The following is a 22,001-nucleotide window of genomic DNA, read 5'->3' as shown; positions in this document are numbered from 1 at the left end:
GTGGCTGCTCAGGCGCTACGTGCTCGCCAACGATTGACTGCGAAACCGAAGGCGAGCATCAGCGCTACGGCCAGTTGTGCCAGCAAGGATTGCCACGTGGGGTAGATGCCCAACAGGTCAATGGATGGTGCTGGCGCCACGGTGACGGCTGTCCATCCCGCCTCCTGCAAGGCGGCTACGCCCTTGCCTGTAAGCACGATGGCGAGCACGGCGATCACCAGCGAACTGACGGAGAAGAACAACCCCAGTGGCAGGCGCTGGCTGGTACGCAGCAGCACCCAGGCGATGACGCCGAGCATGACTGCGCCGGCAGCCAGTCCAGCGAGCAGCCACACATCCTGACCCTCGTTCCACAGCGCCGTGTAGAACAGGATGGTTTCAAACACCTCGCGATAGACCGAGATAAAGGTGAGGCCGAACACGAACCAGGCCGAACGCCGGTTCAAGGCCGTCGCCATCTTTGCTTTCAGGTAGGACTGCCAGCGGCCGCCTATGCTCTTTTGGTGCATCCACAGGCCCACGCCCAGCAACACGGCGGCGGCGAACAGCGACGATAGGCCCTCGGTCAGTTCGCGGCTGGCGCCGCTGATCGAAATCGCATAACTGGCCGCCGCCCAGGTGATGGCGCCGGCCAACAAGGCGAGTGTCCAACCCCAATGCACGTAACGTGTCGCGTCATGCCTATCCGCTTTGCGCAGGAAGGCGAGCAGGGCGACGACGACCAGGAGGGCTTCCAGGCCTTCGCGCACCAGGATGGTGAACGCACCGATGAACGTCGTCATGGGGCTGGCTGCCGTTTCGGACAGCACGGTCTGCGCCTGCCCGAGCAGGCCATCGACCTCGTGCGCTTGCTTGGTCGCGGCATCATCGTTCGGCGATTGCGACAGCGTCGTGCGGTACGCGCCCATCGCTGTTTCGATGCGTGCACGCAACGAGGCATTGCGCGTATCCAGTTGCGCTTCGACTGGCTCGACGCCGTCCAGATAGGCCGACAGCGCGAGCTGCCTGGCTTCTTCACTTTTACCGTTGCGATGCGCTTCCAGGCTGTCCGCCAGTCGAGCACGCGCCAGCGGTATGCCCGCGAGTGCCTCATGCACGGCCTCGGGGTGGGCACGCAAGTAACCGATGATGAGGTGCGCCTGTGCAACGCCCAGTGTGTCGGCCAAGCCCGCCGCGCGAGCACGGGCCAATTCGCTCGGCGAGGCGATGGCGCCTCGGGCGCGTGCATCGTTCCGCCACGCCTGCTCGCCCTGCGTCGCAGTCACGGGATAGGCGAGCGTGCCCACGTAATAGGCCAGAGACCAGCGGTCGTCGCTGGAAAGCGCTTGGGCGTAGCTCACCATCGGCGTGCCGGCGACGCCCTGGGTAATCACCTCGTACAACGACAGCGGGCTGCGCTGGTCGGCGCGACTCACCTCGGTGAAATCGATCGGGCGAGGCGAGAGCTGGAGTCCTGCAGGGCCGTCGCCATGCCCGGTGGCGCCGTGGCACGCCGCGCACTGCGCCTGATAAAGCAATGCGCCACGTGTCAGGTCGGGTGTTTTCGTCGGCGCCGTGGGAATGGGGTAGGCCTGCAGTAGCGTGTCCGTGAGCGCATGCGCCTGCCGCGCCACATCGGCCTCGGGTGCCTTGGCATCGATCAGCGACACCAGCTGGTCAGCTTGCTGTCGCAGTGCCGGTGTAGCCGGTGATGCCGGCAGGGCCAGTACGCGCGCGCGCGCGTGGCGCGCAAACTCGCGCATCTCGGCGTATTCCGAGGCGCTCACGACTTCACCGTGGTTGACTGCGCCGGCGTAGTCCGCCGCGAGGTAATCGAGCATCTGCCAGGTCTGCGGCACGCTAGCCGTGGGGTCGTCGGTGGCTTGTTGCGCCAACGCAGGTGATGCGCCGAGTCCGAAGGCAAGGAGCAGGATTGCGAGCTTCCGGGCCACTTTACAAATGCGATCTATTCTCATTTGTAAAGTGTACTCTCGTTACGGCGTGATATGCAGTGGTCCCAGGATCCGGGACGGGTGCTCCAGTGCCAGCCGGCCATGGCCGATGCCCTGGCTGATGCTTTGGGCAATACGCTCGGCCGTGCTGATGAAAAGCTCGGCCGTGGGCGGGTCGAAGACCTCGCGGGCAGTTTCACCCCACAACGCCAGCCAACGGTGAAACAGCGACTGTGGAAACGCAGGCAGTGCGCGATGCACGCCCATCGGATTGCCGTGGTAACGCCCGGTGCGCAAAATGACGGACGACCAGAAGTCGCACAGCGTGTGCTTGTGCGTGGTCCAGTCGTGAATGGCGGTGTTGAACACCGGGCCCAGTTCCTCGTCTGCGCGGACCTTGTCGTAGAAGCGGTCGACCAGCGTCGCGATGCCGACCTCGTTTGCAGCAGGGAAAAGTGCCATGAGTGAACGTCGTCTAGTGAAGCGTGCTAGCCCGGTGCGCCATCGCGCCCTGGCGTGAGGTACATCCATAACGATCGCGCCACCCGGGGCGTGAGTGCAAGCAGCCAGAGCGCTGCCGCGGCGATGTACCACGGCCACGGTGGTGACATGTATTCGCCGGCTATGCGAATCAAGGCGACCAGCTGCAGGGCGATGTAGCACCAACAGCAGTCCTGGCCGTCGCGCCTTGATCTGCGTCAGATTCGCGCGCGGGTGCTGCCCCGGCTGTCCACGATGACTTCATGCACGGGTGCGTCCCCGCTTGCCGGGGCATGCTCTACGCCAGGGAGAGGGTCATGATTCGAAAACTACTGGCAGGTGGGCTTTTGGCCTTGGGCATAGTTGCGGTGTCGGCCCATGCCGAAGAAGCGCCAACGGCCTTGCGCGATGCGCTGGTCAAAACTACCCAGGCACTGATGGATGCGCTGCCAGTGGGCGACAAGACGCCCTGGGAGCAATGGGTCACAGACGACGCGGTAATCATCGACGAGTTCGGCCGGGTGGCGAGCAAGGCCGACACCATTGCATCGCTGCGCCATTTTCCCGCTGGCGTCACCGGCAGCATGGAGATGCGCGATCCGCATGCCTGGCTGCACGGCGACAGTGCCTTGCTTAGTGTCGAGGAGTACGAGCGCGAATCCTATTTTGGCCAGTCGTTCGTGGTGCGCTACCGGTCGCTGCTCACCTTCGTTAAACAGAGTGGTCAATGGAAACTGGCTGGCGCGCAGGACGTCACCATTCCCACGCCACCGCCGAAGCTGGACGTTCCCGGCCTCGCGCTGGATGACTACGCGGGCACCTTTCGCTATGCGCCGGGGCGTGCATGGGTCGTCTCCGTCGATCATGGCGTGCTTGGTTACGTGACGCGACCCGGCGGCCCCGTGAACACGCTGCAGCCCGTGGCGAAGGATGTCTTCATGGGCACCGACGACGAGCGCAATCTGCTGGTCTTCCAGCGCGACGAGCACGGCAAAGTCAGCGTTCTGATCGAGCGGCGGAAATTCAATGACCTGAGGCTGGGCAAGGAAGGCTGACGCATTGCCGCGCCGTTTTGTGTCCCATGGATCCATACAGACATATCGACAAGGAAGCACACGCATGGCATCTCCCGCATCTGGAAAGACAGCCCTTGAGGATTGGAAGGTTCCCGTCAAATTGAAGCTTGCCGCGCTGTGGGCAAGCCTGATGTTCTGCTACATCTACGGCGACTATTTCGGGCTCTTTCAGCCAGGCACATTGCAAAGCATGCTGGAAGGAAAAATGGGGCCGCTCGGGCCCACGACGCAGGGCGTGCTGCTGGGCACCTCCATCCTGATGGCAGTGCCCAGCGTGATGGTCTTTCTGTCGCTGGTGATGAGGCCGCTGGCAGGTCGGGTGGTGAACGTGGTGTTGGGCCTGCTCTACGCGATCATCATGGCCGTGTCGATGCCGGGTGCCTGGACGTTCTATCTGTTTCTCGGCGTCATCGAGATCGTGCTTTCCCTGTTGATCGTCTGGTACGCGTGGCGGTGGCCGCGTTCAGCTTAGTAGGGCTGTGGCCCCGGCATTGAGGTGACTCTGCTTGGGGCCAGGGTAGCGACCTGCGCGGATCGGCGGGACATTGTCGCCGTGTCCGTGCGGGTGCCCGTCAGGGGCTCGCCGGCAAAATCCTGCGACGGATAGCGTGCCTGGGCCGCATTGGGCCGGTGCTCTGGCGGGGGCGGTGCAGGGCCCATGGCTTAGCGGTTAGCATCATCGGCCAGGCTTTTGCCTTGGTCCCGGCTATTGTGGGCGCCTGCATGGCGTCCAGTGATCCATCCGGGGCCAGCATCGTTACCACACCGGGAAGGACACTGAGTGAGCAAGCGAATTCTACTTTTGAGCGTTTCCGCAGGCGCCGGTCATGTGCGCGCCGCCGAGGCGCTGCGCACCTGCGCGGATGGCTACGAAGATGTGTCGACGTTGCATCTCGACGTCATGGACTATGTGCCGGACAGTTTCCGCGCGATCTACGCCGACTCCTACATCAAGCTGGTCAACGCGCATCCGACCCTGTGGGGCATGCTCTACAAGAGCAGCTCGGACATGAAGCCGACGGCCCTGGTGCAAAAGGTCCGCCGCACGACGGAGCGCCTCAGTACGCGCGCCTTGCTCAAGGCCATCAAGGAATTTGGCCCGGATGCGATCGTCTGCACGCACTTCCTTCCCGCCGAACTCCTGATGCACGAAATCCGCCGCGATCGCCTGCATGTTCCGGTATGGGTGCAAGTGACCGATTTCGATCTGCACCGGATGTGGGTGATCCCGCTCATGACCGGCTACTTTGCGGCCAATGATGAAATCGCCTTCCGCATGCGGGCTAATGGCATCCCTGCCGAGCAGATCCACGTCACCGGCATTCCGATCATGCCTGCCTTTTCGCGACCGCTGGAGCGCGCGGCATGCGCTGCGCAGTTCGGGCTCGATCCATCGCGACAGACCCTTCTGCTTATGGGTGGTGGTGCGGGCGTGGGTGGCCTGGATGGCGTTGCAAAAGAGCTCCTGTCTGCCGAGGGCGACTTCCAGTTGATCGTGCTCGCTGGCCGCAACGCCAAGGCGCTGGCCGCGCTCAAGACGTTGGCGGAACAGTACCCGCAACGTCTGTTTCCCCAGGGATTTACGCAGGAAGTGGAGCGGCTGATGGCCTGCGCCGACGCCGTCATCACCAAGCCCGGCGGTTTGACCACCTCCGAATGCCTCGCCATGGGCTTGCCGATGATCGTCAATGCGCCCATTCCCGGGCAGGAAGAGCACAACGCGGATTACCTGCTGGAGCAGGGCGCCGCGCTGAAGGCGGTCGACGAGCTTGGTCTTGTCTATCGCGTTCGCCACTTGGTCCGGCACCCGGACAAGCTCGCCGCTATGGGGCGTAGCGCCAAGGCACTGGGTCGCCCGCAGGCCGCTGGCGCCGTGCTGGACGTGGTGTTTGCCGATCTCGCCGGGCGCGCGGGTTGATGGCCAAGGGTTTTCAGTCGCGACGGGCGCTCGTGTTTGCTGTTCTGTGGACCTTGCTGCTCTCCTTCTTCTTCGCGAAGGTGGAGGTGCAGATCGAAGGTGCTGCCGGATGGGCCGCCAATCTTCCGACCTGGCGCATCGAGCATCACTGGATGCTCGATCTTTTCTGGGGCGGGCGCCCGATGACCGGCTACCACGCCTGGGTCTTTCCCTGCATGGCGCTGTTCTTCCATTTTCCGCTGGCGTTCGACGCTCATTGGTCGTGGCGGGCGGAGGCGCGGGTGATCGGGTGCGTGATGATGTTCTGGGTCAGCGAGGATTTCCTCTGGTTCGCCTTGAACCCAGCCTTCGGCCTGGGGCACTTTTCGCCACAGTGGGTTCCTTGGCATAAGCATTGGTTGGGCCCGGCGCCGACGGATTACTGGGTGTATCTCGCTGTTGCCTTGCTGATGTTCTATCTGTCCAGCCGGCCGAAACGAAGCCGTTACCTCTGAATCACTGGCATGTGTCGGTGCGGACGCTATCCGCATGGGTGGCGTTATCTTGCCGACACGCCTATTGCACAAGACCTCTATGACTGCCGAACGCAATCCACGCTGGGCTTCCGTTGTCGATCGAAGCGGGAACCTTCACCGCATGACCGACTCGCTGTATCGCAGCGAGCAGCCGCTCAAAGGTCACATCGATCTGCTGAAATCATTGGGTGTTGCCACGGTCATCAGCTTCCGCGCGTTTCATTCGGATTGGCGGCTGCTGGAAGAGGCGGCCATGCGTCGACACAGGATTCCGATGCATACGTGGCGCATCCGTGATCGCGAAGTGGAGGAAGCCTTGCGCCACATTCGTACGGCGGAAACCTATGGCGCCGTGTTGATCCACTGTCAGCATGGTGCGGATCGCACTGGCCTGGTCTCGGCGATGTACCGCATGGTCTATCAGGGCTGGAGCAAAGAAGAAGCCCTGGACGAGCTGCTGCATGGCGGCTATGGCTTCCATTCCATCTGGAAGAACATCCCTCATTACATTGAGAGGCTGGATCTCGCTGCCTTCCGCGAGCGGCTGGCTGCCTCGCCGGCATCTTGAGGCACACCCGTCGGCTCGCGTTACCTGCGGTGACGCACGTTTAATGACACTATCGTGAGCATGGACGAGTTCCTTATGCCCAGGACGCTCGGCAAAGGGCGTACCTACGTCTACATGCTTCCCTGGCGCGAGCAGGATCTGCTGAAGGTTGGCTTCTCGCGGCAGCCGCTGGTTCGCCTGCGCACCCTGCATCGGCGGTTTTTCGATGTGTTCGATCTCGATCGCGGGTGCTTGCTGGAAACCGAGCGGTTAGCGCAGGCACGCCGGATCGAGCGCGACCTTATTCTGCGGCATGCCGAGCATCGTTCGCCGCCACCGCTGGTCGTGCCGGATGCGGCGGCCGGCTACAGTGAATGGTTTCGTGGCGTGGAGGCGGACGTGACGGCGGAGCTGCGCGCGATCGCCGATCGCGAGGGGTTCGTGCTGCATTCTCTGCGCGACTGGGTGCGGCAAGGGTTCGAGAGTCAGGGTGACGGTCTCTACGAGTGGTCCCTGCGGCTGCTCGAGGCCATCGAATACGAGGCCTTCAACGTGCCGGCGGCGCTTCAACGAGGCGACGCAGCGCACTCCTTACGCTACGTGATGGATGCCTGGGAGGCGGTTGGCTTGCCGCTTGCTCGCTTTTTCCCGGATAGCGCCTTGGCGTGGCGTGCGCTGAACTGAAACAGGCATGCCATCTCACCAGTGAAGTCGCGCCCGCGCCCGGCTCGCCCGTTCACCCAGGTGGATGCCCGCCCAGGCCACGCCGAAGGTGAGTGGCAGCGCGGCGAAGCGCAGTACCGGCGGAAACAACCCGCTGGCAAGCAGTATCAGGCAGGCCAGCACCAGTAACAGGTCCGCGCCGAGCCGGCGACGCCGGCAGTCCGCCACCTTTCGCGTATAGATCGCCACAGCCTCATCGAAGGCTGGCCGTTCGGCGAGTGAAGGGATGCTCCGTTCCCGCGTAGCCCATGGTCGCATGCGCTTTTCCCTCGCCAGCGCCGGCGTGGCGCTTGCAGGCATGGTAGCGAGGGCGACGGTGATGGCCGGATCAAGGAATCGTATGAACCGAGTTTAATGCGGGCGATACGTGATCACGCGTACGCCGTCTCACGCTGGCTTGCGCATTCGGAACGCGATGCTGATGCGCGGGCCGATCGGGTGGCTCTGCTTGGGGATGCCGTGGTCGTAGTGCAGTTGCGTATTCCAGTCCATCAGCAGCAGGCTGCCGGCTGCGAGGTCGAGATCGAGGCTTCGGGACGCTGCGCGCTTCTTGCTTCGGATATGCATCCGCCGCGTGGCGCCCAGTGAAAGCAGGGCGATCGAATGTCCCTCCTGCAGATCGTCCAGCCGATCGTTATGCATCGCCACGCTGTCGTGTTCGTTGCGATACAGACTCAGGCCGATGCTGTTGAATGATTCGCCGGTCAGGTTGCGGACGCGATCTAGTGCGGTGCCCAGTGGCCACGGCAGGTCTGGCGTGTCATCAAAAAAGTGGGCGGTCAGGCGCGGCACATCCAGCTCTCGCTCATACATCATGCGGCGTTGCTGGCGCCAGAAAGGGCTGTCGAGCAGTCGCTCGTGCCATTGGGCAGCCTCCGGCGCGTCGATGACGTCTTCTTCGTACGTGATCCGGCCGCTGGCGTCATCCAGCAGCACGAGCGGGCATTGGGCGAACAGGGAGAATTGGGACACGGAAAAGACGGGCGCAAGCTGAAACGGTTACGCCTGATTATGGAGGTGTTCCGGATCAAATTGAGAGACGTTGGGGTGAAATGTGCGCCATTGCTGCATCGAGCAGTTGGGGTAGTTCCGAGAATCGCGTGGCCAGGAAAGGCGCCTCCCTGTCAGGCGGCAACCGCCCATATCCCCAGCTAGCGAAGATGGCCGGAATACCGTGGGCGGAAGCAGCGGCGAGGTCAACGAGATTGTCGCCAATCATGACGGCAGGAAGACCGGTGAGCCCGGCGCGTTGCAGTGTGCCGTGAATATGCCCGGGGTCGGGCTTCTGTCGCTCCACCGTGTCGCCGCCGCAGACCACGTCGAAGCGATCGAGCACGTTCAGATTGTCGAGGAGGGCAAGCGCGGCGGCTTCAATCTTGTTGGTGCATACCGCCAGACGCCAGCCGCTTCGCGCCAGGTGATCCAGCGTGACGCGGACGTCCGGATACAATGCCGCGCCGCCCGGCGGATGGTTCAGATAGTCCTGCAGGAAATCGTCGATGTCGTGCGTGGATGGTGACGCCCCGCGCAAGGCGTAAGCACGGCGGCCGAATGCGGCCAGGCCATCACCAAGCAGCGGAATGGCCTCGTCGCGCTGCAATGGCGTGATGCCGTTGGCCTGAAGGCTCCGGTTGACGGCGTTCGTGATGCCATCCACGGAGTCCACGAGGGTGCCGTCGAGATCGAAGATGGCGACGCGTTCAGTGTGGATGTGGGGCTTCATGTCGTGCAAAGTCCTTATGGATCGTCTCAGCCGTTTGCCAGCGCAGCAATGCCGGCCTTGGCGATTTCTTCGTCATGCTGCGGCGTATCGGCCGAGATGCCGATGGCGCCGACGATACGGCCGTTCACCTCGATAGGCAGGCCGCCACGCATGAGCACGTAACCTCGGGCGGACAGCACGGCAGGTCGCTGGCCATTGGCGGCATCTTCCAGTGCGCCGCTCGGTCGACGGAACAGGGCGGCCGTTCGCGCCTTGCCTGGGGCCAGGTCAACGCCGGCAAGCACGGCAGCGTCGTCCATCCGCACCAGCATGATCGGCAATCCGCTGGCGTCGACGATGGAAATCACACAGGGCCAGCCTTGCGCCTTGGCTTTGGCCTGCGCGCCGTCGGCGATGCGTTTGGCCGCATCCAGCGTGAGCACAGGTTGCATGGGCAGGTTGCTGGCAACGCTTACCGCGGGCAGTAGGGCGGCTGCGCTACTCAACAAGGTGGCGGCGGCCATGGAGCAGAAGCGGACATTCATGGGTCGGTCTCGGTCGGCTTGGTCGTGCTATTCAAGCGCTCCGACGATTTCGTTTCATTGCGTCGTTCCAGGCATACAATTAGGTATCACCTAATAATGAGGCACTGGGCATGGAGCTTCGGCACCTGCGGTACTTCATAGCTGTTGCGGAAGAGCTTCATTTTGCGCGGGCGGCGGAGCGCCTGGGGATTTCGGCGCCTACCTTGACCGTGCAGATCCAGGAGCTGGAGCACACGCTGCGGGCCCGGCTGTTCACGCGGTCCAAGCGATCGGTGGCATTGACGCCGGCTGGCGAGGCGTTTCTTGGTGAAGCCCGGCTGGCGCTGGCGCAGTTTGAGCGGGCGCAAAGTGTCGGACAGCGCGCGGGGCGTGGCGAGATAGGACGGATCGAGATCGGCTACGTGGGTTCGGCTGCCTACTCCGGTGCGCTACAGGCGCAGATTCAGCGCTTTCGTGCCGCCCGGCCTGATGTCGAGATCGTGGCGACGGAACAACCTATGGACGAATTGCCCGGCATGCTGGAGCAGGGTAGGGTCGATATCGGTTTCGTTCGCATACCGATGCAGTTGCCGAGTGCGCTCATGGCGCATGCGCTTGTGCACGATGTGTTCTGCGCGGTGTTACCGTCCAGGCATGCGCTGTTGAAGGTGGCAGGCCCGCTTCACGCCAAGGCGCTGGCGGGCGAAACCTTCATCGTTCCCGAGCAACCCTTGGGTACGTATGAGATAGGGCGTCGCGGCCGCTTCACGCCTCGCATCGGTGCCGTGCCTGGCAGTTTGATCGCCGTGCTCACACAGGTGTCGGTCGGCGCGGGCGTGGCGATTGTTCCCAGTGTGCTCAAGGATGTCATCGACATGCCGGGCGTGCGCTTCAAGCCGCTTGCCGGAAAGCCGGTTACCTCCGGTGTGGCGGGTATTTTTCGTCGGCAGGAGCGTTCGGCGGCCGTTAGCGCATTTATTCAGCAGATGCGCGCTACCGCGGCATTGTCAGTGATCTATCCGCAGCGTCTCTGACGCTGCGTCCCTTGTTCGATCGGCGCGGGCCGTTGTGTCAGAGGGTTTGCGCGGGCGTGGCGGGCAGATGCAGCGCCGCACGCAGTTCGGCACGCGCCGTCTGGTAGTCCGTTTGCCAATCGGGTTGATGCAAAAGCTCCGCACCAATCACGGTTCCCGCCAGTCGGCCAGCTTCCACGTCACTCGGGAAATGCGCACCCATCACCACGCGGTGCTGCGCGTACAGGTCGGCGCGGGCGAAAATTTCCGCGCGCTTCTCCGGCACCATGTTGGCCAGCAACACCGCCGTGGTATAGCCGAAGGTAGCGTGTCCGCTCGGATAGCTCCAGTCGTCCGGCTTCTCCTTGGATAGCGGATGCACCTGGTCAGATGTTACCGAGGGGCGGGGCCGTCGCCAGTAAAGCTTGGCATCTGCCACCTCGGCTTTGTCCAACTTGGCGACACGCTCAAAGAACGCAGTGGTTTTCGGCAAGGAGGCCGGTGGCATCGTCGAATCGAGTGCATCCGCAAAGCGGAATACGGAACGATCCGTGTCCGCCTTGGCCGCCGACTGTTCGTCGGCGGATCGGGATTGCTGCACGGCAAGCACTGCTTGTAGATCCTGGTGCGCCTCCGTCGAGCTTGCGGCCGGCGGGGGCGGTAACACGGTCGACAGTGCGATGAGTGCGTGATCTGAATCACCACCGTCAGCCATCACGGACTGGCTGACCAAAAGTGTCAGCCATAGGAGTGCAGATCGTTTCATTAGAACAGGTCGGCCGAGATCGTGAAGTTGAAGTTGCGCGCAGGGATGGTCCAGTACAGGGGCGTGCCGTCCGCACCCGTGGTGCCGGCCAGGGCGTTGATGTGGGTATTGTTGAACAGATTGTTGAGCTGCACGCCGATCTTGAAGTCCTTCACGTTGGCCATGTGCGGGTCAAACTTGTAGCTGGCGGCAAAGTTGGTGATGGCATAGCCGCCAATCGGCGTGTCGTCTTCCGCGTTGGCTGTGTAGTAGGTCTTGCCGACGAACTTATCGACCAGCGATGCGTAGATGGAGCCGTTGCTATAGGTAAAGCCCATCGCGGCGGTCTTGTGGGGCGTGTTCGCGTTCCACTGGTTGTCCGAGGTCTGGATCGCACGGTTGAGTGAGCCGTTGGCGTAGATGCTGAAGCCGGCGCCAAGCATGTACGTGCCTTCCAGCTCCAGGCCTTTGTAATGCACGCCGCCGCCGTTGTAGAACTCAGTGATGCCGCCGACCTTGTGGCTCTGCACGAAATTGTTGAAGTCGATCTTGTACACGTCACCCGACAGCGTCAGGCGGTCAGTGGTCCAGGTGGTGCCAAGTTGGATGTTGGTGGTTTTTTCCGGCGCCACTGCGCTATCGGAAACCGCAGGGTTGGGCACGTACAGCAAATTCAGGTTGGGTGCCAGGTAACCCTTGGCCCACTGTGCATAAGCCGTCCAGTTGGACGTGAACGCATAGTGGAAGGAGGCGGAGGGCAGGGTGGCTTCCCACTTCTTGGAGTACGTGAGCGGTGTCCCCGTCTTCTGGTTCACGGAGGCGTCCAGATCGCGCTCGAAATTGTTGTACTTCACGCCGCCGATGACATACGCGTTGTCGGTGATGTTCCACTGATATTCGAGAAACGGCTGGATCGTGATCAGCGTGTCATTCATGCGGCGGTCTGCCGCTGCATCCTGCAGCGTGGGTGCGCCGGGGTTGACCACGGGATTGAGCTGGTTGAGCGTGTCGTCGAACTCATACAGCCAGCGAATGTCGTCCTGGTGGTCGTACCACACACCAGCGCGCAACTCGCCTGGGCCAAGTTCCTTGCCTACGCGGAAAATGTCGCCCCACGAGCGGTTCGTGTTGCGCATGTGCTGGCCGGGAACATTGTTGGCACCATAGGCCGTGCCGTTGGGCGTTTCGCCGTTCGGATCTTCGCCGTTGAAGCCGAAGTGGTTGTAACCGTAGGTGTAAGCCTTGTTGTCGATCGTCCAGCCGTCGAACTCCGAATGCAGGCCGATATAACCGAAATTGGTGTTGATCTCGTCCTTGTTGTAGGCGTAATAGGACTGGCTGGTCGGGTCGTCATTCAGGGCGTAGTTGACGCCGTGCTGCGCGATCTGCGCCTTGGTGGCGCCGGGCGGGATGTACTGGTTCAGGTAGTTCGCCATGCCGACGAAGGTCAGCGTGGTGTTGTCGCTCAGCGGCTGGACCACTTTGGCGAAAACAGTCTGGCGACGCTGGCCGGAATAGGTGAGATAGCCGTCCGATGAGCTGTTCTGCAGATTGATCACCGCGCTGGTGCCGCTGTTAGTAAAGGCGCCCGTGTTGATGGTCGCGCCTTCCACCGCCGTGTCCCAGCTTCCGTAACTGATGTACGGGTTGATGCCGAACTGCTTCTGCGGGTTGAGCGAATCCACCGAGATAGTGCCGCCGAAGGTGGCATTGCCAAGCGTGCCGGCCGTGCCCGGGCCGCGATCTACCGTGACGGAGTTGGTCTGCTGGTTCGTGAAGTACGACGTGGAGTGGTGCGTGAAGTCGTTGGAGTCCATCCACGGAATGCCATCGAACGTCACGTTGTACTGGCCGTCCTGGAAGCCGCGGATGGAGACGACTGCCGCTTCCATCAGGCCGGAGCCGTTCGGTGTCACGGTGTACACGCTCGGCGCGATGGACGCGATGTCGGTGTAGTCGCCGGTGGGCGGAACGTTTTCCTGGATGTAGGTGCGGCCGATGATCGATTGCGGCTGTGTGGCCACCATGGAGCCCTGCGACAGGGCGACATTGGTCACGGTGTCGGTGCCCGTCACTTGCACGGCATCCAGGCTCTTGGCCTGCTGCGGCGTAGCACTGGTGTCGGTGGCGGCGTTGTCACCAGCCCATGCGGGTGAGGCAATCGCGGCGGCTAGGCAGAGTGCGAGCGTGGTGCGGGAGCGCCCGAGTAGCGCCAAAGTGTGCCGTGTCATGGAGTGCCCGTTGGATGGATTAGAGGGTGTCTTAACGGGGCGACACCGTAGTCCGGGCATATGACAACTTAGCAACAAAATGATTATTCGATAATATGGTTAATAATCGTATTTATTTTCGCTAAGACGATTATAAGTTTTGTTAAATGGATTTTCTAAGAGAATTATAAGAGTTGTTAATTGTATTTCTAAGCTGGTTATAAGGTTGACTGTGCAAGCGGTGCTGCATCAGGCGCGATAGCGCAACGCGTCGATGACAACGCTCATGGCGCGCGACATCTCCCGGCGGTTCGCATAAAAGATATGCAGCCCTGGGAACGTGGGGCACCACGGCTCCAGTACCCGCACAAGTTGCCCGGCATTGGCGTGCTCCGCGACCATGTCGTCGGGTAGAAAGGCGAGTCCGACGCCGTCGATGGCGGCACGGAGCATTTGGTAAGAACCATTACAGGTGAGTTGACCATCGATCCGGACCTGCAGTTCGCGTTTTCCCTTTTTCAGCTCCCACGCGTAAACCCCGCCATGCGTTGGAAGTCTTAGGCCAATGCAGTTGTGCGCCGTCAGATCGGCGGGCGACCGGGGAGCCTCTCGGTTCGCCAGGTAGGACGGCGAGCCGACGATCGCCATTTTCATGTCGGGTGCGATGCGCACGGCAATCATGTCCTTGGCGACCTGGTCGCCAAGGCGCACACCAATGTCGAATCGTTGTTCCACGATGTCGACCAGGCCGTAGTCGATGACGATCTCCACCTTCAGGTCCGGATACTGGGTAAGCACCTTCGCCAGTCTTGACCAAAGCGCCTTGTCGGTGGCGTAATCTGTTGCCGTGATGCGGATGGTGCCTGCCGGTTTGTCACGCAGCTCGGTCAATGCGTCGAGTTCATGCTCGATGTCCTGAAAGCGTGGCCCAATGGTTTGAAGCAGCCGCTCGCCAGCTTCCGTCGGTGCGACGCTGCGCGTGGTGCGGGTCAGTAGGCGCACGCCCAATCGGCCCTCCAGTCCTTTCAGGGTGTGGCTTAGTGCCGACGGAGAAACCCCTAGTTGTGCTGCAGCGCGCGTAAAGCTGCGTTCTCGGGCAACGGCAAGAAAGGCAAGCAGATCGCTGATGTTCTGGCGCATGGCAAGGCCTGCATGGCTGAAGTCGGAGGGGCGCGGCGCGAAAGCGTGATGCATCTTGCTGCATTGATGAACTTAGCTCAAAAGCCCATGCGGTCCTTCCCGTCTAGTTCTGCGGGTTTTCGTGGCCTACATTGATGCGGGAGAGGGCGGGCCATCCCCGTGCCCGCTACGCCACGAGGTCATCGACATGAACGAAACAAATAAGGCCGGACGCGCTCGGAATGCCATAGGCGACGTCGCGCCGCAGTTAGCGGCACTTACGGACGACGTGCTGTTCGGTCGGGTGTGGGAGGACGCCGCGTTGTCAAAGCGCGATCGTAGCTTGATCACCTGCGCCGCCTTGGTGGCGACAGGCAAGGTCGAGCAACTGAGCTTTCACATACCGTTCGCCCTGGAGAACGGTGTAAGCAAGGAGGAACTCGCGGCAATGGTGACCCATCTGGCGTTCTATGCCGGTTGGCCCAGTGCGATGTCCGCCATCGCGAAGCTTCGCGAGCTGACATGATCGATATCACGTCGATGGGCTTGACACACGACGACGAGGGCTGCGCCAGTGCAGCCTGCGGATTTCGCTCGGGCTGAACATCAATTTCGGTGAGCGCTGACGGCCCTACTGCTGGTGATCAGGGATGCCGACGAGCGCTTGTGGCGATATTCTGGGAGTGTCCGCTTCCGACCCATAGCGGACATCACTTAAATTAAGAGTACGACCTTAAAGGGGAGAGGGAGCTTGTTTCCATTGCAATCTAAGAATTTGCGTCGACTCGCCCAGATCCGCTCGATTCTTTACGTCGTGATGGCGATTGTGGGTTTCGTGCTACTGGGTATCAGCGTGCTCAGGAAGCGCTGACGCCGATGCATCAGATTCCGACGTCCATTTTCATGCTCGGCATGGCGACCACTGTGTTCTTTTGGGCGCACATAGTTTTTGCTCTCACGGTTCGTTTTTCTGTGCGCCATGATCGTCGTGTGGTAAGCGCACTCTTTGCTTCTGACCAGCCTCCTGGACTGATCCTCTATAAGTCGTATCAGATGCGAGTGAAGTTGTTCTTCCCGTGGGTTGTTGCCCGCGAATTGGATGAGCAGTCGAAGTTGCTCAGAGTCCTGCTCTGGTCGGCCAGACTGGCGGGAACCGGGCTGATCGTGGCCTTCCTTCTTATGGTGGGCGACTTTGTATATCTGGCTTCGAGCGGGGCGTAACCTGAGGTCCGCTATCGACCCGAAGCGGACGTTTCGGGATGAATTTGGGGAGGAGTGGGAATGAAAGGGATGCCAGCGGCACTGCAGTTCCTACACGACGCATCACTTGTGAGCATTGAATTCAACTGGAGTTCGCGCCGTTGCGTGTTGCGTTTTAGTGGGGCGCCAAACCCAGCGCTTCAGCGGCCCTTTTCGATCGATTTTGAAGGCGTCACGATGGTGACGGCGCCCGCCGAGCACCCCTGGGAGACTTCCGGCTCCGTGCTTGAGGTGAAGTCGGATATCGCAGGCAAATATGCGTTTGTGATGCAGTCTGGCGATGAAATTGTGGTGGCTGCCGACAGAGAGCCGGTGCGCACAGTTGTAGATTGAAGGGTCCGCTTCCGACCCGAAGCGGACATGCCAGACTAAAGCGCAGGGTACGTCGTGTTTCATAAAGTTGAGCTAATTGATGGACAGAGGGACTGGCTGATAGCTACTCCCTGACCAAGGAGCAGAGGCTTATGGCAAAGACACTTTACTGCTGGAGATGCAAGCGGAACGTGCCTATGCTCGACGAGCAAGAATGGGCGGAGATTGCGCCCCTACTCTCTGCGATGGTGTCCAGGATCCAGAATTTCCGCCGAGTACAAGGCGCCTCGTTGGCCCAGGCGCTCAACCAGCGGTTCGGTGCTGACGCCCTGTTGCGCTATCAAGAATTGACTGGTGAAGAAGAGTCGGATCCTGAAGTGTTACGGCATCACCGGGTCAGCTTGCTCGGCCCATCATGCAAGGCTTGCGGAAAACCATTGCGCACGCCCAGGGCAAGCTTCTGCGCAGAGTGCGGGTCCATCCAATCTGAACCTATCGATCAGTGAATGTTTCGAACTACGGGTTGAGAGTTTCAAAGGTCCGCTTCCGACCCATAGCGGACGCTCCGGGAATCTGATCCTCCCGTCGAGTCTTTGCGGACTATGACGTCCAGTTCTGGGATCACGCCGGCCATTCCGTTGGAAGCCTGTCGCAAGTTCGTTGCCGGCGATATGCCAGTCCGTTGCCTTCCAATCCCCCTGGGCGAACAAGACCGCGCCTCCAGGGCAACCATCCCCTTGCCGGTGCTTGAAAAGACCTGCAAGCTTGAACGAACCGCTTCAGGGGCAAGCGGATATCCACTACGGCTCAAAGGGGGGCGTGGCACGGTCATCGGTTGGGTTTTATTCAAAGCTTCAGTGTCGGCCATGGCGCCATCACGCGCTGGGCATTGTCGGCATGGCCCTGTTGTTTGGCGGGCAGCTGTGCGCCGCTTCGTCTGCCGAACAGTCGGCGGCCGAGCTGGCCGCTACTCGCGGCTATGTCTATGTCTACTTTCCCAAGGACATCGGAACGATCGAGGTTCGCCCTGTTGATGGCGGCCCGAACCGAAAGCTGGCGCCTCGGACCGATGAAGGTGGCAAGGCATACGGCGCGTGGCTGACACCGGGTGACTATCGGATTTCCAAATGGAACTCGTACGACTGGGGTGACTACCCGACCTTCAAAGTCGAGGCAGGACGGGTGACCGATCTGGGCAGCCTGGTACCCGTCAACATTGGCGGCTACGAACTGGTTGTGCTTCCCGTGCGCGACGCCGAGGATGCCCATGCCATTGATGGCGCTCTCCAGCAATACGCATCGGCACTGACATCCTTGGATCCCATACGCTGGAATCCACCCTCCCCACCCAAGCCCATAGACTTGCAGCTCAAGGTCACCCCGGGGTTGGGGCTCATTCCATCTCTCGTGATGGCGCATGATCGCAAGGTCAACAAGCCTTCCACCGTTGCTGCGCTGAAGAACGCGACGAGCAACGAGGAATTCCTCCGCCTGGCGAGAAGCATTGCAAGGCCGATGTATAGCCATCCCGCGGAAGATGGCCAGGGAAATATCTACTTTGGCGCCGACCTAGGGCAGATACGTGTCCGTCACGAGGATGGCACCTGGAGTGGACTGAGTGTAGACACGCTGCACAGCGTATCGGGTGTCGCCTTCGTAGAAGGATCGCTCTACGCAGGCTCCGACAATGGCGTGCTGCGATCAAGCGACGATAGCGGAAAGCATTGGAGCGACATCCGGACCTTCGGTGACGACCAGGCCATCATCGATATCGAGCACGAAGGCAATGCCTGGATCGTGGCGACCGCCCACCAGGTACTCCAACCCTCGGGAGTCGTTGCTGCCGATCAGATCGTTGTCTATGTATCGCCGCAAGGCGGTCTGGAAAAGCTGGAAAAATCTCGGGAGTTTCCGCTGGAAAAACAGATGCCCGGGAGCTGGGGCGGTGCCATGGGTCAGCTCGTCCATGGGGCGTATTTCATCAATACGCATAAGGGCCTTTACCGTTACGACCTAGCCGGGCAGCAGTGGAAAACCATCAGCCCGCCGACAAACGTTTCAACGCATCACGTGGATCCTGCGACCGGCACCGTTTCCGTGCTGTTGAACAAAGGCGCTTTGTCAAAGGTTTTTGTATCGGAGGACAAGGGGGGCAGCTGGAAGGAAATGAAACGCCCTCCCTTTGTTACGGCAGACGTACAGTTCGACAATCCCGGGATGGGATATGCGATACGTGCGGAGCCCGGCGCGTTCAAGGTGACGTGGGAAATCTATACCTACAGCCGGGGTGCGCCGGACTGGGCCAAGCAAGTCGACGCGCCGTTTCAGTGCATCCCAATGCGTGCATCTGCTTCGATGCCGATCATCTGCATCCTGAGCGATGGCAGCATTCTCAGCCAGCGCGAGCAGGACTGGTACGTGGAGTTCTCCGCGCAATAGCGTCGACATCGGTCGTCAAGGGATGCTGTGGGACTATGTCCGTTTTCGACCCGAAGCAGACGTTGTGACAGAAGAAGTGGAAGCGATGATTTTGCTGACGTGCCGGAAGACCTGTGGAGACAGACGAACGATATGATTCAGATCATCAGGGATGTGCAGCGATGGTGGGTACTCATCGTGGTTTGGTTGTGTTTTTCTCCAATCATATTGTCCATCCCCGCTGGCCTTGAAACCGTTAGGGATGCTAGAGCGCTTGCAGATTTCCAACGAACGAGCTCAGTAACAGCAACCATAGTCGACACGCGTTTGTACCGCGGCTACGAAGTCCGTTATGCGTTTGACCTCGGTGATCGTTCTTACACAAAAGCTGACGAATTTGGCCGAGAAGATCTCTGGTCAGATGTCTCCATTCGCGCTTGGCATAGCATCCAGGCTGGAGAAAACAAGATCGCGGTCACATACCTGCGTTCCAATCCTGCAATCAGCAGGCCATCACCGGGCGTGGCTAAGAACTCCACAAGTAGCGACGTTGCGGACTCGTATGCACTTTTGATTTTGCTGGCCGTATTGACCTTCGGATGGCTGTTCGCAGGAGAGCGGTTGCGCCGCTTCATCGTGGCAAATCGACCCGCCGCGACGGTGCCTTACATTTAGAACAAGCAATTGCTGAAGTGCGTCTGTGGGTGTTCCATGTCCGCTTTCGACCCATAGCGGACATAAAGCTGCCTCGCAGAAATCGAGAGATTGGTGCAGTCATGGAGGGTGACTATGAACGCGACGGAGATAGCCGAGATACAGGCCAAGTACCGGGACTTGACCAACTACGCCGATGAAGACCCGACCGCCCCAATAGATCCGCTGACCTATGTCGCTTCCGGTGGAGATCGTCTTCTCCATATCGCTGCGTTCCGGGGAGACACCCGAACCATGGGTCTGCTTCTTGACAATGAGCAAGAACTGGACATGTTGGGCGAGATGGGTCTTACCGCGCTCCACTACGCTTACTGGGGGGAGCATCAAGACGCAGTCGAGCTTTTGATTTCGCGGGGGCGGACGTCGGTGTTCGAGACGCTTTCGGGCGACTTCCTCTCGAACTTTGTCGATGAAATTGGGGCGTCACTGAGGATATTTTCTCGACTAGACCATGTCCGCTTTCGACCCGAAGCGGACAGTTCTTGGGCTGCGACTGGATCTTTGCGGGTTGGTGAGGGGATATGAAGAAGACGACTATGCTTGTTGTACTCGCGGTACTCATCGTTATAGCTATCGTATGCGCAGCAACTGGCGGCAATTGGCATGCTGGCTGCACAAGCGTTGCTGACTGCAGTAAATAGCCACCAAGGTCTTGCAGCAACGCTGCTTGGCGTGTCGCTCTCGATTGGCGTTGCTTTGGGTCTAGTACCCCGGGATGAAGCACGTTTCAATGTCCGCTTCCGACCCAGTGCGGAAATTTAGGTTGGCGTACATATTGGCAAACGTAAGGAAGGGGCTTTCATGAACCGGATTTCCTACGTCATTTTCTTCCTTGCAACTGTCGCCTTCGTGCTTTCTTGGATCGTAGGAGCGTGGAGCATCTTGCTTTTAAGGCAGAGAATTCGTCGCGAAGGCAGGACTGGCGTTTCAGTACGGGAGCTGTTCGATACAGGAAGCCCTGGCGCGCAGGCATATCCAGAGGCAAAGCGATTCATGCAAGCCCTTTTGGTGGCCGCCTTGTGTTGGTGCGTCGGCCTGGCCGCAGGACTGGGCTCTGGGATACTTCATTAGGGGCATGGCGTCCGCTTTCGACCCGAAGAGGACGTTGCTATATTCGAGTGCACAGCACCATCTACACAAGGAAGCGTATGCGTCGTCGGTACCTTTTCGCTCGCTGTGTGCTCGCCGGTGCGGTTCTCATGTCGTCCGACGCCGGGGCCATCTCTCCAGGTCGTAGTGCTGACGATGCCAACGACGAAGCGGGTCATGAGATTGCCACGAGCGTGGCAAGGCTTGCCAAATCCGATACAGAGGTCGATGTCCAGACGCTGTCCCGGCAGCTAAAGCTCCCGGAACTGATGCCTTCCAATGATCGTCAGAGTGCACTTACGTGGGAAGGTCCGCTCTCTCAGAGCGAGAGGCATCGGTTCTTTGCTTACTATCGGCCGCCTCATTCCTCGCTGGGCATTAACGCCATCTCGCTTACATGGGAACCGGCAGTACCCAACGAAGGATGGATTCTCACCACGCTTCGTATTGGGTTAAACCCTGGCACCTGTCCCAGCGGGGCACTCCTTGCCAAGGCCATCGGCGTCGAAGCTACAACCATGCAGCCTCCGGGTGTCGACGGAGGACCTTCGATCAAGCTGACTTTTCTGAACGTCGAGCAACCCCATGGCGAGCCGGTGGTCGTCACATACGCGGCCGATGACACCTGCTCCTTGATCGTCATGCGTCGCCGGACTAGCCTCTAAATGAAGCGATGACTTTGCGTGCGATACCCGTTGTCGATTTGAGGTAACGGCTGGCTGATGTCCACTTTCGACCCAAAGGGGACATCGTCACAATGGCGAAGAGGGACGCATGGAGGCCAATGGTGAAGTATGCAGATGGTCAGCGGGTTCTCGCGGGGGATGTAGTCGAGATTGATGGCCAGTATCACGGAGTAGTGATCGCGGCCATTGATGACAAGAGCTATTTGCCCGGTGGCGAGGATTGGGAATATCTAGGCACCGGCGCCATGATCGATACAGATTTCGGTGGGCTGGTGCATTACCCAGAAGACGATGAAGAGCTGGTTCTTGTTCGTCGGGCTGATTCATAGGGCCGCTAAGGTCCGCTTCCGATCCACAGCGGGCCTGGGCGATCCAGCTAGCGGACATTCACGCATTCAACGTATCGAAGGGACAGCGAATGAAGAAGCTGCCGGTGATGATGTTGGCGGTGCTACTGGCTGGATCGGCTGTCGCCGGACAGACGCCCCAAGTTGACGCACAAATTGTCGCGAAGGCCAAGTCTTTGGCAATCGCAAAGGGCAGGAATTTGGCCGAGTACAAGCAGCCAGCGGTAAGCCGCCTGGACGACGGGACCTGGATCATTCATTTTGAGCATGTCCAGAGATACCACGACAAACAGCCGGTCTACATGGTTGACGATTGCTTTAGTGTCATGGTCGATGGCGACACGAATGAGGCTACCTTTCACCCCTGCCCATAGCTACACAGATTTCCAAGGATGTCCTCTTCCGACCCAGAGCGGACCTAATCATTTCAAGGAAAGCTGCCGAATATGCGACGTCCCCCCGCTTTCAGTAGCGGGACGAATTAGAGCCCAGTGTCACTTTAGCTGCTTCGCATAGTCGGCGGGCGTGAGCCCGCCCAAAGCCTTCTTGGGTCGTTCTTCGTTGTATTCCCGGCGCCAGGTTTCGATCTCGGTGCGTGCGTGAAGCAGGCTGGGAAACCAGTGCTCGTTGAGGCATTCATCGCGCAAGCGCCCGTTGAACGATTCGATGTAA

27 protein-coding genes are annotated in these 22,001 nt (G+C 60.3%); 17 read left to right on the top strand and 10 right to left on the bottom strand.

What is annotated here, in order from left to right; all coding sequences use genetic code 11:
* Positions 1-8 precede the first annotated feature (8 nt).
* Both DyAD56_RS20125 and DyAD56_RS20120 read right to left on the bottom strand, forming a co-directional pair.
* Complete coding sequence (locus DyAD56_RS20125; RefSeq protein WP_343125318.1) at positions 9-1,931, bottom strand: FTR1 family protein; 1,923 nt, start codon at positions 1,929-1,931, stop codon at positions 9-11.
* 42 nt (positions 1,932-1,973) lie between these two features.
* On the bottom strand, positions 1,974-2,393 hold the full coding sequence (locus tag DyAD56_RS20120) for a group III truncated hemoglobin (RefSeq protein ID WP_102304620.1): 420 nt from the start codon (positions 2,391-2,393) through the stop codon (positions 1,974-1,976).
* Positions 2,394-2,728: 335 nt separating this feature from the next.
* Between DyAD56_RS20120 and DyAD56_RS20115 the strand changes: the two genes are divergently transcribed.
* The 6 genes from DyAD56_RS20115 (at position 2,729) to DyAD56_RS20090 (ending at position 7,151) form a co-directional block, all read left to right on the top strand.
* Complete coding sequence (locus tag DyAD56_RS20115) at positions 2,729-3,466, top strand: DUF4440 domain-containing protein (RefSeq protein WP_158241406.1); 738 nt, start codon at positions 2,729-2,731, stop codon at positions 3,464-3,466.
* 64 nt (positions 3,467-3,530) lie between these two features.
* Complete coding sequence (locus DyAD56_RS20110) at positions 3,531-3,959, top strand: DUF6326 family protein (RefSeq protein ID WP_102304618.1); 429 nt, start codon at positions 3,531-3,533, stop codon at positions 3,957-3,959.
* A 309-nt stretch (positions 3,960-4,268) separates the two neighbouring features.
* Complete coding sequence (locus DyAD56_RS20105; RefSeq protein WP_199179059.1) at positions 4,269-5,405, top strand: glycosyltransferase; 1,137 nt, start codon at positions 4,269-4,271, stop codon at positions 5,403-5,405.
* On the top strand, positions 5,405-5,899 hold the full coding sequence (locus DyAD56_RS20100) for a hypothetical protein (protein WP_102304616.1): 495 nt from the start codon (positions 5,405-5,407) through the stop codon (positions 5,897-5,899). Before DyAD56_RS20105 ends, DyAD56_RS20100 begins: the two co-directional genes overlap by 1 nt.
* Before the next feature lie 142 nt (positions 5,900-6,041).
* Positions 6,042-6,488, top strand: a complete 447-nt coding sequence (locus tag DyAD56_RS20095) for a tyrosine-protein phosphatase (protein ID WP_158241405.1) — start codon at positions 6,042-6,044, stop codon at positions 6,486-6,488.
* A 75-nt stretch (positions 6,489-6,563) separates the two neighbouring features.
* The gene (locus tag DyAD56_RS20090) at positions 6,564-7,151 is read left to right on the top strand and encodes a GIY-YIG nuclease family protein (protein ID WP_146010583.1); all 588 of its coding nucleotides are present in this window, start codon (positions 6,564-6,566) and stop codon (positions 7,149-7,151) included.
* Positions 7,152-7,166: 15 nt separating this feature from the next.
* Here the strand turns inward: DyAD56_RS20090 and DyAD56_RS20085 are convergent, their stop codons facing one another.
* From DyAD56_RS20085 to DyAD56_RS20070, 4 genes are all read right to left on the bottom strand, one after another.
* Positions 7,167-7,448, bottom strand: a complete 282-nt coding sequence (locus DyAD56_RS20085; protein ID WP_102304613.1) for a hypothetical protein — start codon at positions 7,446-7,448, stop codon at positions 7,167-7,169.
* A gap of 129 nt (positions 7,449-7,577) precedes the next feature.
* Positions 7,578-8,162, bottom strand: a complete 585-nt coding sequence (locus DyAD56_RS20080; RefSeq protein WP_233202713.1) for an alpha-ketoglutarate-dependent dioxygenase AlkB — start codon at positions 8,160-8,162, stop codon at positions 7,578-7,580.
* A 55-nt stretch (positions 8,163-8,217) separates the two neighbouring features.
* Positions 8,218-8,913, bottom strand: coding sequence for an HAD hydrolase-like protein (locus DyAD56_RS20075; RefSeq protein WP_102304612.1), 696 nt, complete (start codon positions 8,911-8,913; stop codon positions 8,218-8,220).
* A 26-nt stretch (positions 8,914-8,939) separates the two neighbouring features.
* Entirely contained in the window at positions 8,940-9,437 is a 498-nt protein-coding gene (locus DyAD56_RS20070) for a heme-binding protein (protein WP_102304611.1), read from the bottom strand.
* Positions 9,438-9,547: 110 nt separating this feature from the next.
* Here DyAD56_RS20070 and DyAD56_RS20065 point away from each other — a divergent pair, with 110 nt between their 5' ends.
* Positions 9,548-10,450 (top strand): LysR substrate-binding domain-containing protein, encoded by a 903-nt coding sequence (locus DyAD56_RS20065; RefSeq protein WP_102304610.1) that lies wholly within the window; start codon positions 9,548-9,550, stop codon positions 10,448-10,450.
* A 37-nt stretch (positions 10,451-10,487) separates the two neighbouring features.
* Here DyAD56_RS20065 and DyAD56_RS20060 read toward each other — a convergent pair whose 3' ends face one another.
* The 3 genes from DyAD56_RS20060 to DyAD56_RS20050 form a co-directional block, all read right to left on the bottom strand.
* Entirely contained in the window at positions 10,488-11,195 is a 708-nt protein-coding gene (locus tag DyAD56_RS20060; RefSeq protein WP_102304609.1) for a phosphatase PAP2 family protein, read from the bottom strand.
* On the bottom strand, positions 11,195-13,405 hold the full coding sequence (locus tag DyAD56_RS20055; RefSeq protein WP_158241404.1) for a TonB-dependent receptor: 2,211 nt from the start codon (positions 13,403-13,405) through the stop codon (positions 11,195-11,197). The genes DyAD56_RS20060 and DyAD56_RS20055 overlap by 1 nt, the downstream gene beginning before the upstream one ends.
* Positions 13,406-13,633: 228 nt before the next feature.
* The gene (locus DyAD56_RS20050) at positions 13,634-14,524 is read right to left on the bottom strand and encodes a LysR family transcriptional regulator (protein WP_102304770.1); all 891 of its coding nucleotides are present in this window, start codon (positions 14,522-14,524) and stop codon (positions 13,634-13,636) included.
* A gap of 187 nt (positions 14,525-14,711) precedes the next feature.
* Between DyAD56_RS20050 and DyAD56_RS20045 the strand changes: the two genes are divergently transcribed.
* The 10 genes from DyAD56_RS20045 (at position 14,712) to DyAD56_RS19995 (ending at position 21,703) form a co-directional block, all read left to right on the top strand.
* Positions 14,712-15,029: a carboxymuconolactone decarboxylase family protein gene (locus DyAD56_RS20045; protein ID WP_102304607.1), complete on the top strand. Its 318-nt coding sequence runs from the start codon at positions 14,712-14,714 to the stop codon at positions 15,027-15,029.
* Between the two features lie 350 nt (positions 15,030-15,379).
* On the top strand, positions 15,380-15,724 hold the full coding sequence (locus DyAD56_RS20040; RefSeq protein WP_102304606.1) for a hypothetical protein: 345 nt from the start codon (positions 15,380-15,382) through the stop codon (positions 15,722-15,724).
* Positions 15,725-15,784: 60 nt separating this feature from the next.
* Positions 15,785-16,096 carry a hypothetical protein gene (locus DyAD56_RS20035; RefSeq protein WP_102304605.1) on the top strand — a complete coding sequence of 104 codons (312 nt, stop codon included), beginning with the start codon at positions 15,785-15,787 and terminating at the stop codon, positions 16,094-16,096.
* Between the two features lie 176 nt (positions 16,097-16,272).
* Positions 16,273-16,581 (top strand): hypothetical protein, encoded by a 309-nt coding sequence (locus DyAD56_RS20030; protein WP_102304769.1) that lies wholly within the window; start codon positions 16,273-16,275, stop codon positions 16,579-16,581.
* 391 nt (positions 16,582-16,972) lie between these two features.
* Positions 16,973-18,514, top strand: a complete 1,542-nt coding sequence (locus tag DyAD56_RS20025) for a hypothetical protein (protein WP_102304604.1) — start codon at positions 16,973-16,975, stop codon at positions 18,512-18,514.
* A 132-nt stretch (positions 18,515-18,646) separates the two neighbouring features.
* Complete coding sequence (locus DyAD56_RS20020) at positions 18,647-19,168, top strand: hypothetical protein (protein ID WP_102304603.1); 522 nt, start codon at positions 18,647-18,649, stop codon at positions 19,166-19,168.
* Between the two features lie 114 nt (positions 19,169-19,282).
* Positions 19,283-19,732, top strand: coding sequence for an ankyrin repeat domain-containing protein (locus tag DyAD56_RS20015; RefSeq protein ID WP_102304602.1), 450 nt, complete (start codon positions 19,283-19,285; stop codon positions 19,730-19,732).
* 674 nt (positions 19,733-20,406) lie between these two features.
* Positions 20,407-20,961, top strand: coding sequence for a hypothetical protein (locus tag DyAD56_RS20005; RefSeq protein WP_146010580.1), 555 nt, complete (start codon positions 20,407-20,409; stop codon positions 20,959-20,961).
* Positions 20,962-21,080: 119 nt separating this feature from the next.
* Positions 21,081-21,311, top strand: a complete 231-nt coding sequence (locus tag DyAD56_RS20000; RefSeq protein ID WP_102304599.1) for a hypothetical protein — start codon at positions 21,081-21,083, stop codon at positions 21,309-21,311.
* 89 nt (positions 21,312-21,400) lie between these two features.
* Positions 21,401-21,703, top strand: coding sequence for a hypothetical protein (locus tag DyAD56_RS19995; protein ID WP_102304598.1), 303 nt, complete (start codon positions 21,401-21,403; stop codon positions 21,701-21,703).
* A 120-nt stretch (positions 21,704-21,823) separates the two neighbouring features.
* Here the strand turns inward: DyAD56_RS19995 and DyAD56_RS19990 are convergent.
* On the bottom strand, positions 21,824-22,001 hold a 178-nt coding region (locus tag DyAD56_RS19990; RefSeq protein WP_146010579.1), incomplete at its 5' end, for an integrase core domain-containing protein.

This window comes from Dyella sp. AD56, from assembly GCF_002878475.1.
In the GTDB taxonomy this organism is placed as follows: Bacteria; Pseudomonadota; Gammaproteobacteria; order Xanthomonadales; family Rhodanobacteraceae; genus Dyella.
The sequence above is the reverse complement of the archived record's forward strand: the minus strand, read 5'-3'. Positions and strand labels throughout refer to the sequence as shown.

What these genes read in the sequence shown, in the direction of transcription:
- DyAD56_RS20120 (WP_102304620.1), bottom strand. Translation starts at nt 2,393, where the DNA reads ATGGCACTTTTCCCTGCTGCAAACGAGGTCGGCATCGCGACGCTGGTC.
- DyAD56_RS20115 (WP_158241406.1), top strand. Translation starts at nt 2,729, where the DNA reads ATGATTCGAAAACTACTGGCAGGTGGGCTTTTGGCCTTGGGCATAGTT.
- DyAD56_RS20110 (WP_102304618.1), top strand. Translation starts at nt 3,531, where the DNA reads ATGGCATCTCCCGCATCTGGAAAGACAGCCCTTGAGGATTGGAAGGTT.
- DyAD56_RS20100 (WP_102304616.1), top strand. Translation starts at nt 5,405, where the DNA reads ATGGCCAAGGGTTTTCAGTCGCGACGGGCGCTCGTGTTTGCTGTTCTG.
- DyAD56_RS20095 (WP_158241405.1), top strand. Translation starts at nt 6,042, where the DNA reads ATGACCGACTCGCTGTATCGCAGCGAGCAGCCGCTCAAAGGTCACATC.
- DyAD56_RS20090 (WP_146010583.1), top strand. Translation starts at nt 6,564, where the DNA reads ATGCCCAGGACGCTCGGCAAAGGGCGTACCTACGTCTACATGCTTCCC.
- DyAD56_RS20085 (WP_102304613.1), bottom strand. Translation starts at nt 7,448, where the DNA reads ATGCGACCATGGGCTACGCGGGAACGGAGCATCCCTTCACTCGCCGAA.
- DyAD56_RS20075 (WP_102304612.1), bottom strand. Translation starts at nt 8,913, where the DNA reads ATGAAGCCCCACATCCACACTGAACGCGTCGCCATCTTCGATCTCGAC.
- DyAD56_RS20070 (WP_102304611.1), bottom strand. Translation starts at nt 9,437, where the DNA reads ATGAATGTCCGCTTCTGCTCCATGGCCGCCGCCACCTTGTTGAGTAGC.
- DyAD56_RS20065 (WP_102304610.1), top strand. Translation starts at nt 9,548, where the DNA reads ATGGAGCTTCGGCACCTGCGGTACTTCATAGCTGTTGCGGAAGAGCTT.
- DyAD56_RS20060 (WP_102304609.1), bottom strand. Translation starts at nt 11,195, where the DNA reads ATGAAACGATCTGCACTCCTATGGCTGACACTTTTGGTCAGCCAGTCC.
- DyAD56_RS20055 (WP_158241404.1), bottom strand. Translation starts at nt 13,405, where the DNA reads ATGACACGGCACACTTTGGCGCTACTCGGGCGCTCCCGCACCACGCTC.
- DyAD56_RS20050 (WP_102304770.1), bottom strand. Translation starts at nt 14,524, where the DNA reads ATGCGCCAGAACATCAGCGATCTGCTTGCCTTTCTTGCCGTTGCCCGA.
- DyAD56_RS20045 (WP_102304607.1), top strand. Translation starts at nt 14,712, where the DNA reads ATGAACGAAACAAATAAGGCCGGACGCGCTCGGAATGCCATAGGCGAC.
- DyAD56_RS20040 (WP_102304606.1), top strand. Translation starts at nt 15,380, where the DNA reads ATGCATCAGATTCCGACGTCCATTTTCATGCTCGGCATGGCGACCACT.
- DyAD56_RS20035 (WP_102304605.1), top strand. Translation starts at nt 15,785, where the DNA reads ATGAAAGGGATGCCAGCGGCACTGCAGTTCCTACACGACGCATCACTT.
- DyAD56_RS20030 (WP_102304769.1), top strand. Translation starts at nt 16,273, where the DNA reads ATGCTCGACGAGCAAGAATGGGCGGAGATTGCGCCCCTACTCTCTGCG.
- DyAD56_RS20025 (WP_102304604.1), top strand. Translation starts at nt 16,973, where the DNA reads ATGGCCCTGTTGTTTGGCGGGCAGCTGTGCGCCGCTTCGTCTGCCGAA.
- DyAD56_RS20020 (WP_102304603.1), top strand. Translation starts at nt 18,647, where the DNA reads ATGATTCAGATCATCAGGGATGTGCAGCGATGGTGGGTACTCATCGTG.
- DyAD56_RS20015 (WP_102304602.1), top strand. Translation starts at nt 19,283, where the DNA reads ATGAACGCGACGGAGATAGCCGAGATACAGGCCAAGTACCGGGACTTG.
- DyAD56_RS20005 (WP_146010580.1), top strand. Translation starts at nt 20,407, where the DNA reads ATGTCGTCCGACGCCGGGGCCATCTCTCCAGGTCGTAGTGCTGACGAT.
- DyAD56_RS20000 (WP_102304599.1), top strand. Translation starts at nt 21,081, where the DNA reads ATGGTGAAGTATGCAGATGGTCAGCGGGTTCTCGCGGGGGATGTAGTC.
- DyAD56_RS19995 (WP_102304598.1), top strand. Translation starts at nt 21,401, where the DNA reads ATGAAGAAGCTGCCGGTGATGATGTTGGCGGTGCTACTGGCTGGATCG.